The 13643-nt window shown below is 45.4% G+C and carries 14 protein-coding genes and 1 pseudogene; all 15 read left to right on the top strand.

Features of this window, described 5'->3' with window-relative positions; genetic code table 11:
* Nucleotides 1–769: DEAD/DEAH box helicase (locus tag QZ735_RS06260; protein WP_294245712.1), on the top strand; the 769-nt coding region annotated here is incomplete at its 5' end.
* A gap of 176 nt (nt 770–945) precedes the next feature.
* Nucleotides 946–1482 carry a YfiT family bacillithiol transferase gene (locus QZ735_RS06265; protein WP_294245714.1) on the top strand — a complete coding sequence of 179 codons (537 nt, stop codon included), beginning with the start codon at nt 946–948 and terminating at the stop codon, nt 1480–1482.
* Nucleotides 1476–1937: a DUF1569 domain-containing protein gene (locus QZ735_RS06270; RefSeq protein ID WP_294245717.1), complete on the top strand. Its 462-nt coding sequence runs from the start codon at nt 1476–1478 to the stop codon at nt 1935–1937. Before QZ735_RS06265 ends, QZ735_RS06270 begins: the two co-directional genes overlap by 7 nt.
* A complete protein-coding gene (ytxJ, locus tag QZ735_RS06275; RefSeq protein WP_294245720.1) occupies nt 1934–2311 on the top strand; it encodes a bacillithiol system redox-active protein YtxJ in 378 nt (125 codons plus the stop codon). Before QZ735_RS06270 ends, ytxJ begins: the two co-directional genes overlap by 4 nt.
* Nucleotides 2311–2907 carry a Crp/Fnr family transcriptional regulator gene (locus QZ735_RS06280; protein ID WP_294245721.1) on the top strand — a complete coding sequence of 199 codons (597 nt, stop codon included), beginning with the start codon at nt 2311–2313 and terminating at the stop codon, nt 2905–2907. Before ytxJ ends, QZ735_RS06280 begins: the two co-directional genes overlap by 1 nt.
* A gap of 661 nt (nt 2908–3568) precedes the next feature.
* A complete protein-coding gene (locus QZ735_RS06285; protein WP_294245724.1) occupies nt 3569–4165 on the top strand; it encodes a Crp/Fnr family transcriptional regulator in 597 nt (198 codons plus the stop codon).
* A gap of 295 nt (nt 4166–4460) precedes the next feature.
* Nucleotides 4461–5216 (top strand): KGG domain-containing protein, encoded by a 756-nt coding sequence (locus tag QZ735_RS06290; protein WP_294245727.1) that lies wholly within the window; start codon nt 4461–4463, stop codon nt 5214–5216.
* Nucleotides 5217–5292: 76 nt separating this feature from the next.
* Complete coding sequence (locus QZ735_RS06295) at nt 5293–5892, top strand: ferritin-like domain-containing protein (RefSeq protein ID WP_294245730.1); 600 nt, start codon at nt 5293–5295, stop codon at nt 5890–5892.
* 222 nt (nt 5893–6114) lie between these two features.
* Nucleotides 6115–8274, top strand: coding sequence for a catalase (locus QZ735_RS06300; protein WP_294245731.1), 2160 nt, complete (start codon nt 6115–6117; stop codon nt 8272–8274).
* Between the two features lie 626 nt (nt 8275–8900).
* Nucleotides 8901–9401 carry a CinA family protein gene (locus QZ735_RS06305; protein ID WP_294245733.1) on the top strand — a complete coding sequence of 167 codons (501 nt, stop codon included), beginning with the start codon at nt 8901–8903 and terminating at the stop codon, nt 9399–9401.
* Between the two features lie 5 nt (nt 9402–9406).
* Nucleotides 9407–10204 carry an SDR family oxidoreductase gene (locus tag QZ735_RS06310; RefSeq protein WP_294245736.1) on the top strand — a complete coding sequence of 266 codons (798 nt, stop codon included), beginning with the start codon at nt 9407–9409 and terminating at the stop codon, nt 10202–10204.
* Nucleotides 10205–10210: 6 nt separating this feature from the next.
* On the top strand, nt 10211–10963 hold the full coding sequence (locus QZ735_RS06315) for an SDR family oxidoreductase (RefSeq protein ID WP_294245739.1): 753 nt from the start codon (nt 10211–10213) through the stop codon (nt 10961–10963).
* Nucleotides 10964–11161: 198 nt separating this feature from the next.
* Entirely contained in the window at nt 11162–12673 is a 1512-nt protein-coding gene (locus QZ735_RS06320; RefSeq protein ID WP_294245742.1) for an FAD-dependent oxidoreductase, read from the top strand.
* Nucleotides 12674–12703: 30 nt separating this feature from the next.
* Nucleotides 12704–13297 (top strand): DUF6766 family protein, encoded by a 594-nt coding sequence (locus tag QZ735_RS06325; RefSeq protein WP_294245745.1) that lies wholly within the window; start codon nt 12704–12706, stop codon nt 13295–13297.
* A gap of 162 nt (nt 13298–13459) precedes the next feature.
* Nucleotides 13460–13643 (top strand): annotated as a pseudogene (locus QZ735_RS06330) (IS5/IS1182 family transposase); the annotation flags it as partial.

A 13643-nucleotide genomic window follows, 5' to 3' on the forward strand; every position in this document is an offset into this window, starting at 1 on the left:
GGAAATCCTTATTGCAACTCCCGGCCGTCTGCTGGATCTTATCGATCATAATGCCGTAAGCATATCAGGAATAACCCAGCTGGTGATTGATGAAGCGGATAAAATGTTTGATCTGGGTTTCGGGGAAGAAATGAACCGCCTGATTAGTATGATGCCCGTTGCAAAACAGACCATCCTTTTTTCAGCTACACTGAATGATAAGGTGTCTGAAATGAAGCAGCGGCTGTCGGTAGACCCCGTGGTGATCGAGATCAAAAGGGAAGAGGTTGAGATAGAAGACATCGAACAGCTGGCCTATCATGTATCTCCGGAGAAGAAGGGACCTTTCCTGCGCTATCTGATCAAAGAAGGAAAGATAGAAAAAGCATTGGTTTTTGTGTCGTCTACCAAATCAGCCGACCAGCTTGTGGAAAAGCTTAAGAAAAATAAAATCAAAGCGGTAGCTGTCCATAGTCAGAAATCCCAGGGGGCCCGCAGGAATAACCTGGAAGAGTTCAAGGGCAAAGGTGCGCAGGTGCTGGTTGCCACAGACCTGATCGGCCGCGGCATCCATATCGAATCCCTTCCATATGTCATCAATTACGAGCTTCCCCGGTCGCCTGCAGATTATATACACCGCATCGGCAGGACAGGACGGGCCGGTGAAAAAGGAACGGCAATCAGCATTCTTACGGATGACGAGCTGCACCATTTCAGGGTCATCCAGAAGAAGATGGGGAAGAAAGTTACCCTGCAGCGGACAGAGGATATCGACCTGCACGGTTACTAAAACCTGAATGCCGGCCAGGTGGTAATCTGCATATTTTTTCATCAGAATATCCACTTGTGTATGGTTTAGATGGATCCGGAAGGGAGGCTGTTGCTTTCCGGACGGTTCATTCACCAGAATATGACATGCAGGTTCAAGCATTTTAACAGCCATACCTTTATCAAATTACGAGTAAAATGAATGATTTAGAAAAGAAAAAATATCCGGTAGGAAAATTTGAATATCCGGATAAAATCTGTGACATTACACTGGATGAACATATTGTAGTGATCAGGGATTTTCCGGGAAAGCTGAAAAGCCTGGTTGCCGGATTCAGTGAAAGCCAGCTGGACACGCAGTATAGGGAAGGCGGCTGGACGGTCCGGCAGGTGGTGAATCATCTTGCAGACAGCCACATGAACAGTTTTATCCGTTTCAAGCTGGCCCTTACCGAGGATAATCCGGTCATTAAGCCTTATAACGAAGCAGCCTGGGCAGAACTGCAGGACAGTGCCAATATGCCGGTGAAGCCTGCGCTGAAAAGCCTGAAAGGAGTTCACCAGAGATGGGCGACCTTACTGAAAACCATGACCAATAAGCAGTTTGAAAGAACGTTCCATCATCCTGAACATCAGAAGGACTACAGCCTGAGGGTCAGTCTGGCGCTGTATGTCTGGCATTGCCACCATCATTTCGCTCATATCGAAAACCTGAAAAACGAAAAAGGTTGGTAAAAAAAAGCCTCCATCATCCCGAACATTTTGAAGAAATCATAAGAAGGATTTCTTTACTCTCCCGGGATGCAGAAAGAAAATGGGGCAGAATGGATGCCGGGCAGATGCTGAAACACTGCAGCCGGGTGCTGGAAGTGCCTCTGGGAAAAACAGTACTGCCTGCGCTTCCCTTCATATATACGGCTGTCGGAGCGTTTACGAAAAAGGAAATGCAGGTCTTCAATAACGGAATTCCCAGAAATATGCCTACTTTTCGGAAACTTATCATTAATTTTGAATGTGACTTTGATGTGGAAAAGCAATATCTGCTCGAAACGCTGGAAAAGTACCGGCAGCATTACCTGAATGGGCAATTGCCCGGGCATCACGCCCTTTTCGGTAAAATGCGAGTGGAAGACTGGGGCTTCCTGGAATACAAACACCTGCATCATCACTTAAAACAATTTAATGTATGAGCTTTTTTAATAAAATATTTGGCGGAAAAGAAGAGAGCAATGACCAGAACCCGATCTGGAAAACCATAGAAAGTGAGGAAGACCTGGCAAAAGCCCTGGAAAGATCCTTCCAGCATAGAATCGGGATCTTCAAGCATTCCACCAGCTGCTTCATCAGCCGCACCGTTCTTAAGAACTTTGAAAAGGAGATCAATGCACTGCATGAAAAACCGGAGCTGTATTACCTGGATCTGCTGGCTCACCGCCCGCTGTCCAACAAGATTGCTGCCGACCTGGAAATCCGGCACGAAAGCCCGCAGTTCCTTGTTATTGAAAACGGAAAAGCCGTCAGCAATGCCTCCCATCAACATATATCAGCCGATCAGATTGCCTAATGAAAAATATCAATACGTATTTATCCAAAGTACTGAACGTTCCTGTGGAGAAGGTGAATACCTGCAGCCTGCAGTATGAAACCAAAAAGATCCAGAAGAACCAGTTTCTGCTGCAGTACGGTGAGGTCTGCAGGTATATCTACTTCGTGGAAAAAGGACTTCTGAAAATGTATTCCATTGATAAGAACGGAAAGGAGCACATCATTCAGTTTGCTCCCGAGAGCTGGCTGATCTCCGACCGGAGCAGCCTTTATTTCAATGAGAAATCCGTTTATTATATCGAAGCGGTGGAAGATTCGGAAGTATTGCTGATGCATCCCGATTTCATCAGCAAACTCGTCGGGGAGTTCCCGAACAGCCTTGAGAAAAGCGATATTCTCATTCAGAAACACATCAGAAGCCTGCAGGACAGAATCAATTCCTTATTAGGCGAGACGGCAGAGGAACGATATATGAAATTCATTACCATGTATCCGGACCTGCTGCTGAGGGTGCCGCAATGGATGATTGCTTCCTATCTTGGCATTACTCCTGAAAGCCTGAGCCGGGTACGTAAAGAGCTGGCCCGGAAAAAGTTTGTTCCGGACAGCAAATAAATGATGGACAGACAAGAAACTGTAGAGCGGAGGCGGGAATTCAACCGGCCTCCGCTTTCCTTTTGTACATTGCATGTCTTTAAAAGAAAAGTACGATTCAATCTGATCCTGATATGGATTATCGTCTTTACTGAGGTATTTTAATGGTATCTCCACGTTTTGTTAAAGACCTGATATCGGACACCCTATGATTTAGGTCATAAAAAAATGGTTTTTGTTAGGTTAATTTTGTTAACCACACTTAACATTAACATTATGAAAATAATCACGTCAATCAGGCCTTCCGGATTGCCTGTAACCCTGCATCAATATGATGAATACAGCTGTACTCCAGCATTCCGTTGTTTATCTCATTTTATACATCCTGATTTTTCACCAGACCTCCGGCCGGAATCCGGAACGTAAGTAATGGTATCCATGATGATATACCGGACCGGATGCAACCGCGTCGTCAGATGATCATGGATGGGTTGTAAAACAATGCAAATAATTTTAAATAAAATTTAGCCATAAATAAAAAAAATTAATTATTCCAAACCTATAATATTATTGTATTATCAATAATCACAATACAGGTTCGATATTTGCATACACTTATCAACTCAATGTTTTATTCTACTGGCAATGTCCTTATAATATTACACACTAAAGAACAGCTAATATGGTAATTAAAGAAGAAATTCTGTATTCAGTAGGAGCAATCACAAGGAAGTACAAACCTTCGGAAATTATTTTCAGCGAAGGAGATGTTCCTAACTTTTACTATCAGATTATAAACGGCGATGTAAAACTCAATAATTATAACGATGACGGTAAAGAAATCATCCAGACGCTTCTGGAAGATGGCCAGAGCATCGGGGAGTCCCTGCTTTTCATGGATAAGCTTTATCCCATGAATGCCATTGCGCTGAGCCACTGCAGCGTCCTGAGGCTTCCCAAAAAAGTCTTTCTGGACCTTATGAAGCTTTACCCGGATATCTGCCTTGATATGAACAGGGTGCTTTCCCAAAGGCTGTATTTTAAGCTCATCATGACGCAAAACCTGTCTTCCCAGAACCCTACCGCTAAACTGAAAGTACTGATGGACTACCTGAAAAGCTTTCAGAAAGAGCAGTCACCCTATTCGTTCATGATTCCCCTGACCCGGCAGCAAATGGCCAGCCTCACCGGTCTCTGCGTGGAAACAGCCATCAGGACAATCAAAGGAATGGAAAGGGATAAGATCGTTAGAATAGAAAACCGGAAGATCCTCTATTGAACCGGTCCGTGGCCAAAGGTGCCCTGTAACTAAAACAGATCTCTTGCTGCGGCATGGTCTGCATACCGGAAAAAACCAGAATATTTTCCGACATGACTTTCGTCATAAAACAGTGAATTATTTCCCCGTACATTTGAATCAATAATTCATCATATCCCTGATCCTTAGGAAGGGACAGCCTGAAAGCGTTTGGCTTTCACATCATCAAACAGCAACCAATCCAACCCATTGCCGGCTTATACTAGTTACGGCCGGCTATGGATATCACTATCTATTAATATAAAAAAATTAAATTATGAACAACAGAAATTCAAGAAACTGTAGTTCAAGAGGCCATTCCTATTCATCAGGTAACCTGGAAGAAATTTACCAGTTAGGCTATGATCATGGGTACAATGACGCCTCCCGGGATGAAGAATACGACGATGATTTTTCAGAGTATGAAGACTACTTTGAAGAGGATGATGAAGACGGGGACTATGATGATGAATATGACAACGACGGATACGATAACGATTACGACGATGATGAGGATGATGAGGATAATGACGACAGCAGGGGAAGAGGCCGCGGCCGCGGAGGAAACAGCAACGGCAACGGCAACCAGCAGAGAGACGACCAGGGAAGATTTACTTCCGGAAACGGCAGAAGCGGTTCCCGCGGGCGTTCTAATTCGGGTTCCGGTAATGGTGGCGTAAGAAGAAGGTCTTCTTCCGGCAGCGGCAACGGAAATTCAAGAAGAGGTTTTGCTGCCATGAGTAAGGAAGAACGGACCAGGATTGCCCGTATGGGCGGCCAGGCATCACATGGAGGCGGAAGATCGGGCTCAAATTCAAATTCGGGCAGGTCATCGGGTTCCGGTAATGGCGGCGGAAGAGGAAGGTCCGGAAACAGCGGCGGTTCAGGTAACGGAAATTCAGGACGGGGCTTTGCTTCCATGAGCAAGGAAGAACGGACCAGGATTGCCCGTATGGGCGGCCAGGCATCGCATGGAGGCGGAAGGTCTTCAGGCTCCGGCAGATCAGGATTCGGAGGCAGACGCAATTCATAATTCTTTTCCATGGTTACCTCTTTATTAATTTCAGTAAAGGGGTAATCTTTTCTAATTTACAAATACCATTACCACTATGGCAACCAAAACATCAGACAACAACCAGAATAGCAGTAATACCGCCCCATCAGGAAATACCACTTCCGTCGATAACGCGAAAGTTAACGGAGACCAGATGAAAGGTTCTCCGCTGCACCAGTTCTTCGTTACATCCCTCAAGGATGTTTACTTTGCAGAAAACGCCATCCTTGAAGCGTTGGGCGAAATGCAGGAAGCAGCCACTACGGAAGAGCTGAAGGAAGCTTTTGAAGACCATCAGCTGCAGACCCAGAAGCATGTGAGCCGGCTGGAAAAAGTATTCAGGCTGATTGATGAAACCCCTGAAAAAAAAGAATGCAGGGCCATTAAAGGAATTATCGAAGAGGGCCGCGAGATCATCAAATCAACAAAAGAAGGTTCTATGACCCGGGATGCCGCATTGATTATCGCTGCGCAGAAAGTGGAGCATTACGAAATAGCCACCTACGGGGGACTGGCTCAGCTGGCCATCACCATGGGACATGACAAGGCTGCAGACCTCCTGGAAAAAACATTGCAGGAAGAGGAAGACACCGATTACAATCTTACCGAAATCGCTGAAACTTTCATCAATTTCGATGCCGAGCAGGAAGATTAATTCCCATCAATGAGACCCGTGGGAAACCCCTGCAGTGCTTTATTTGACGGCATGTACCAAAAATATACCACATTATTGAAGAATAACGGGGTATTGCATAGGAAAAGTAAAAGCTGGTACGGCCTTTGTCGCCTTTGAGGTAGTTCTGCAACGGCGGTTATAATATCAATTATTTACCATGTCGTAAAAGGAAATATCACCAAATCAAAAAATTATAGAATTATGAAAGACCATCAACCGGGCAATGAAAAACTTGAACAGCTGGACGGCTATAAGGTCTCCAATGAGGAGAAAAAAATGACGACCAATCAGGGCTTAAAGGTAAACAACGATCAGGATATCTTAAAGGTAGGAGAACGGGGTCCTTCTTTACTGGAAGACTTTATCTTCAGGGAAAAGATGACCCATTTCGATCATGAAAGGATTCCGGAAAGGGTAGTCCATGCCAGAGGAACCGGTGCTCATGGTGTTTTCAGAGTCACCAAAAGCCTGAAGAATTATACCAGGGCTAAATTTCTTGCAGAAGAGGGAAAAGAAACGCCTGTGTTTGTAAGATTTTCAACGGTGGCAGGAAATCGCGGCAGTACGGATCTGGCAAGGGACGTCAGAGGATTTGCCGTGAAATTCTATACGGAAGAGGGAAATTATGACCTGGTGGCCAACAATATCCCGGTGTTCTTCATCCAGGATCCTATGAAATTCCCGGACCTGGCCCATGCCGTGAAGCCGGAGCCGCATAATGAAATTCCGCAGGCACAGTCTGCCCATGATACCTTCTGGGACTTTATCTCACTGATGCCGGAAAGCATGCACATGATCATGTGGATCATGAGCGACCGGGCGATTCCGAGAAGCTACCGGATGATTGAAGGTTTCGGGGTCCATTCTTTCAAGCTGGTTAATGATGAAGGAAAAGTACATTTTGTCAAATTCCACTTCAAACCGAAACTGGGAGTGCATTCCGTAGCCTGGGATGAAGCGCAGAGAATTTCCGGAGTAGATCCGGACTTCCACAGAAGAGACCTTTGGGAATCTATTGACAGCGGACTGTTCCCGGAATGGGATTTCGGCGTACAGCTGATTCCGGAAGAAGACGAGCATAAATATGATTTCGACCTGCTGGACCCTACTAAACTGGTTCCTGAAGAACTGGTTCCCGTAGAGATCGTCGGAACTTTAACCTTAAACAGAAATACAGACAACTTCTTTGCAGAAACGGAGCAGATTGCTTTCCATCCCGCGCATATTGTTCCGGGAATCGATTTCACCAATGATCCGCTGTTGCAGGGAAGATTGTTTTCCTATACCGATACGCAACTGATCAGGCTGGGCGGACCGAATTTCCATGAAATCCCGATCAACAGATCCGTTAATACCGTACACAACAACCAGAGAGAAGGTTATAACAGGCAACAGATTGATAAAGGCAGGGTAAGTTATTCTCCCAATTCCATCGGCGGGGGCTGTCCGTTCCAGGCGATGATGAAAGAAGGAGGATTTGTTTCGCAGGAAGAAAGGGTTTCCGGAACTAAGGTAAGACAGAGGAGCAAGAGCTTCGTGGATCATTATTCCCAGGCAAAAATGTTCTACAACAGCCAGTCCGGACCAGAAAAAAGACATCTTCAGAACGCGCTGATTTTTGAACTCTCCAAGGTTACCATTACCGACATCAGAGACAGGGTAGTCAGCCAGCTGGCATTTGTAAATAAGGAGCTGGCACAGATTGTGGCGGAAAATGTGGGTGCCAAAATTACAGAACTTGAATTCCCGAACCAGAGTCTTCCGGCAGACTGCAATCCGCTGGAGCTTCAGAGTGAAGAAAGAGAGCCGGATACCCACTCATCAGAGGCGCTGAGCATGATGAATACCATAAAGGATTCCATTAAAGGAAGGAAAATCGGATTCATTACTGCTGACGGTGCTGATGCAGCTGCACTGAATGCCCTGAAAACAAAACTGGAAGCAGGAAATGCCGTAGTGGAAATCATCGGAACCTCCATGGCACCTGTACAGCTGAATGACGGATCGTCACTGACTCCTAAACATTCACTCAACAGCATTGCCAGCGTAGCTTTCGATGCGCTCCACATCAGTGCAGGTGAAAATTCTGCCCAGGTACTTCTGAAGCCGTTCAATAAACATCCTGCCCTCAACTTCATCAATGAAGCATATAAGCACTGTAAAGCCATCAGCTTCGGAGAAGGGACAGAACCTCTGTATATGAACAGTAATGTTGCGATGAAAAAGCATACCGACCCTGCTATTATTACAGCGGAAGACAGTGATGCGGCAGACAAGTTTATCAAGGCCATCGCCAGCCACAGGGTCTGGGACCTGGAACTGGATAGAAATGCGCCGGAAATGAATGCGGACAATCCATAAACTCAAAAGACAACATATCAATCATGATCGTGTGAGAGCAGCCGTCATTCACGGATCCGGAAACATCCGGTGCAATACCGTAGATGATCCTCTGATCAGAAAGTATCAAATGATATCATCCTAAAAGTTACTTCCACAGCCATCTGTGGAAGTAATTTACAAAGGGACCCGGGAGGAATTTCCAGGTGCGTCCTAAGTTTACAGGGCGTAAGTTAATGGATATTAAAGAGAATCAGTACTGTGCATGACTAACCTGAATCGGGTGATTGTGTAGTATTACCGTTCGCTTAGCCTGGGCCGGCCATTTTTTGAGGCACTGTCAGAAGAGGAGAAGTGATATTGATCTTTGGAGTCTGTCCGGTTGATTATGATCATTTCAAGCTTGGACAGATTTTTGATGAGGATATTACTATAAAGGCCGCGCAATGCAATGTCCATACGACTATTGACGAATTGCCGGATCATGTTCAGACGGATACCATCATGATCCAACGGCTTTCGCTTGAAACGTGAGCAAAGGCTATCAGATTTTTGACATAAAATGAGATGGCTGTGTTGAAATAGCATCTGATCCGTGTACATGTTTTGCCATTTAATCTATAAACCACAATCTAAAATATAATATTATGGAATTTCAAAAAAGTCTTCTGGAATATATCAGCCAGTCACTGATCACGGCTGATGAGACTATTGCCGTTGCGGAGAGCGTAACCTCAGGTTGCCTGCAGCTGGCTTTCTCACAGATGCAGAATGCATCGATGTTTTATAAGGGCGGTCTCACCACCTATACCATGCAGGAAAAAGTGAGGCTGCTTCAGGTAGATGCCAGTGAGGCTGAGGAATGTGACTGCGTATCTGAAAATATAGCCGAGACCATGGCTTTAAACGTAGGCAGGCTCTTCGAATCCGACTGGTCCATTGCCACGACAGGATACTGCACGCCGATCAGGAATTCACTGTATAAGATCTATGCTTATTTTTCCTTTGCTTATAAAGGCGAAATTGTACTTACCAAAAAACTGGAGCTTCATCCGAAAACCCAGTCTCTTAATGCACAGCTGTATTATACGGAATTTATCTTGGGTTGTTTTAAAAGCGAGATCAATCAACTGCTTATGTTAAAATAGTCTTTATGAGCCGGAAAAATCAATATGCGCTCATCACCGGGGCCAGCAGCGGAATCGGTTATGAGCTCTCGAAACAGTTTGCAAAAAACGGCTACGACCTCGTGATGGTAGCCCGTAACCATGACGAACTGAAAGCCAGGGCGGATGAGTTTAAAGACTACGGGATCAACGTGATCACCATGTCCAAGAATCTCTTCAACCAGGAAGATGTTTTCTCCCTTTACTCGGAGCTTACGCTCAATGGCATCAGCCCTGAAATCCTGGTCAACGATGCAGGACAGGGGATTTACGGGAAATTTCAGGACACGGATATTCACCGGGAAGTGGATGTGGTGAATCTGAACATTATATCGGTTCTTATTCTTACCAAACTCTTTGTAAAGGACAGGCTGCCGAAAGGATCCGGAAAAATCCTGAACCTGGCATCCATTGCCAGCAAGGCGCCGGGTCCGTGGCAGTCCGTTTACCATGGAACCAAAGCATTCATCCTTTCATGGTCAGAAGCCATCCGTGAGGAACTCCAGGAGACGGGCATTACCGTTACGGCACTGCTTCCCGGACCTACCGATACCGATTTCTTCAATAAAGCAGATATGAACGAAAGCAAAATCCTTGAAGATAAAGACAACCTCTCTTCTCCCGAAGAAGTAGCTGTTGACGGGTATAATGCACTAATGAACGGTGATGATAAAGTAATCTCCGGATTGAAAAATAAACTGACTGTCGCGATGTCCAATCTTGCAACAGACAGCATGGCAGCACACAGAATGTCGGAGATGCAGAAACCAAAAGACGAAAAATAAGAGAGTATGGGAAAATTAAAGTTGGAGAACAAATCGGTGCTGATAACCGGCGCCGACAGTGGAATAGGCAAAGCCGTGGCTTTGCTTTTCGCTGAACAAGGGGCAGATGTGGCCATTATTTATCATTCGGACCGGGAAAGAGCCGAAGAAGCCAAAACACAGATTGAAAACTTGGGGAGGAAATCTGCCATATTCCAGGGGGATGTGGGAGATGCTGCATTCTGTGAAGAAACCGTGAAAAAAGTACAGTCGGAATTCGGCGGAATCGACATATTGGTAAATAACGCAGGAACCCAGTTTCCTTCCGAAAGTATTGAAGATCTTGAAGAAGAGAATATACGTACCACTTTCAATTCCAATATCATCGGGATGATCCTGCTCACCAAAGCAGTGTACCCGCTGTTGAAGCAGGGAAGTGTTATCATCAATACCACTTCTGCAACAGCCTATCAGGGGCATGCCGAGTTGCTGGATTATTCTGCTACCAAGGGGGCCATCGTGTCATTCACGCGTTCACTGGCACTGCAGTCCAAACCTAAGGGCATCCGGGTGAACGCCGTTGCGCCGGGTCCGGTGGCGACACCTTTAACCAAAGAAACCTTCGGCGATGAAGAAGATGATCCGAACAAGCCTCCTTTTGAAAGGAAAGCAACACCGGAAGAAGTGGCAGCCAGTTTTCTTTTCCTGGCCTCAGAGGATTCGGTTCAGATCACCGGCCAGGTCCTTCACCCTAACGGCGGACTGGTGGTTAACGGATAAAAACAACACCTTTTATATGAAAACAACTGCCTTAATGCTGGGAATGATAGGTCTTCTGGCCTGTTCATCATGCAGATGCGATTTTGATGAAGATGAACCCGAAAAAAAATACGGAAATAAAAATCAGTCCGCAGGCCATAATGGGTCAAAAGCAGATACCCTGCGGATCAGATAAGTCTAACACCAAAAAAATTATGTATGTACAGAGACGGAGCAAGAAAGAGTATATGGCAGGAGGAAATTAAAAGATTTTCTACGGAAAGCGGTCAGCAATTCTTTGATGTTGCCGTTGTGGGCGGTGGGATTACAGGGATTTCTACTGCCCTGAAACTTCAGCAGGCGGGGAAAAAGTGTATTCTCCTTGAGGCCTCCAATATCGGTTTCGGAACAACAGGGGGAACGACTGCTCACCTGAATGATTTCTTTGATACCACTTTTACGGAAGCTATCAGTGACTTCGGGCTTGATAATGCCAAACTGTTTGCTGAAGTCGGGCAGGAGGCAATTGAAATCATTTATACCCATATCCAGAGCTACGGTATTGACTGTGATTTTGAAAAGAAAACCGCTTACCTTTTTGCTTTGGATGAGAAGCAGGAAAAGCAGCTGGAAGACCTGGCAGACGGTGCGGGAAAAGTGAATCACGTAATGAATGATGTTGATGAGATCCCTTTCCCGATCCCTTTTAAAAGAGCGGTAAGCATTCCGGACCAGGCGCAGTTCCATCCGGTAAAGTACATCAGGGGATTATGTGAAGCTTTTATCAGCCTCGGAGGTACGATCCTGGAAGAATGTGTATGTGAAAGCCATGATGAACAGGATGATAAAGTCATTCTGAAAACGTCAAAAGGGGAATTTCAGGCAACCCATGTTGTATATGCTACCCATATTCCGCCGGGTTTGAGCATCCTTCATACGACCAATGCGCCGTACCGCAGCTATGCCATTGCCTTCAGTCTTAAAGATGGTAATTATCCGAAGGATCTCGGCTATGATCTTACTGATCCGTACCACTATTACAGGACACAGGACATCAACGGCGAAACCCTGCTGATTGCCGGCGGGGAAGATCACAAGACAGGTCATGAAGAAAATACAGGAGAATGTTTTTCCAGGCTAGAAAATTATGTCCGCAGATATTTTGATGTAGAAACAGCCTGTTACAGCTGGTCAAGCCAGTATTATGAACCGGCGGACGGATTTCCATATATCGGGAAACTGCCCGGAAGCAGCGGGAAAATATTTACGGCTACCGGATTCAGGGGCAACGGAATGATTTTCGGGACCATTTCTTCACAGATTATTACTGACCTGATTACCAAAGGAAGCAATAAGTATGAAACCCTGTTCAGCCCTTCCAGGATCAAGCCGGCCGCCGGTTTTACGGATTTTGTTAAGGAAAATGCAGTCGTTGCCTATGACTTTATCAAAGACAAGCTTTTTGCAGATAAAATCAGTTCGCTGGCTGAAGTAAAAGAGGGTGAAGCTAAAGTGGTCAGGTATGAAGGCGACTCGTATGCCGTATATAAAGAAAGCAATGGGAAACTTCATCTGGTAAGGAGTACTTGCCCTCATGCTTTATGCGAGGTACGATGGAACAATGCCGAACTTTCGTGGGACTGTCCCTGTCACGGATCCAGGTTTAATATAAACGGAAAATTGCTGACAGGCCCTACCGTAAAGGATTTACCGAAAATAGATTCAGAATAAAACCAAAACAAACGATCAGATCAGGCACTTATGGCAAAAAAAGGATTCCTGTACCGCAATAGTTTAAGCATCGTGTTGTTGCTCTTCATGCTGATCTGCCTTGCCGGACAGTTTTTCTCCGGATGGAAGACCCACAATAAGGAGCTCGCTGAACATGGACATCCGGCATTGGATATGGTACAGTACATTTCCAGCGGCCACTTTATCCAGGCTACGTTTGAAAACTGGGAAAGTGAATTTCTGCAGATGATGATTTATGTGGTTCTGACCATATGGCTCCGGCAAAAAGGATCCAGTGAATCCAAGTCACTTGAGGAGGAAGAAGAAGTTGACCGGGAACCCGTTGGCCGCCCGGATGCCCCATGGCCAGTCAGGAAAGGCGGCTTATGGCTGAAGATCTATAAACATTCCCTCTCGATAGCATTTGCTATCCTCTTCCTTTCAAGTTTCGCACTCCATTTCTATGGGAGCCTGAAAGATTTCAATGAAGAACAGCTGGTTAAGCATCAGCCGGGGACTACGGCCGGACAGTATATTACAGATTCCCGGTTCTGGTTCGAGTCGTTCCAGAACTGGCAGAGTGAATTCCTGGCCGTTGCCTCATTAGTTATCCTTTCAGTCTAGCTTCGTGAAAAAGGATCCCCGGAATCAAAACCTGTGGATATGCCGCATAGTGAGAATCCGTAAATTGTAAAATAAAAAGAATCCGTCTCACAACTGAGGCGGATTTTTTGTGTATGATGGTAAGAATTTGTAAATTTATAATTGATAGTCAGATAGTTGTTTATGAATTTCAAGCATTACAATCAGAACCAGACCGTGTTGTTTCCCTACAGTTTTGATGATTTGATTCCGGAGAATCATCCGGTACGGATTGTGAACGGCATTTTGGAAAGAATCAATATGGCTCCGCTGCTAAAAGCGTACAGTAAGGAAGGAAATCCCAGCTATCATCCGGTCATGATGCTTA

This window comes from uncultured Chryseobacterium sp. (assembly GCF_913776365.1).
Lineage (GTDB): Bacteria > Bacteroidota > Bacteroidia > Flavobacteriales > Weeksellaceae > Chryseobacterium.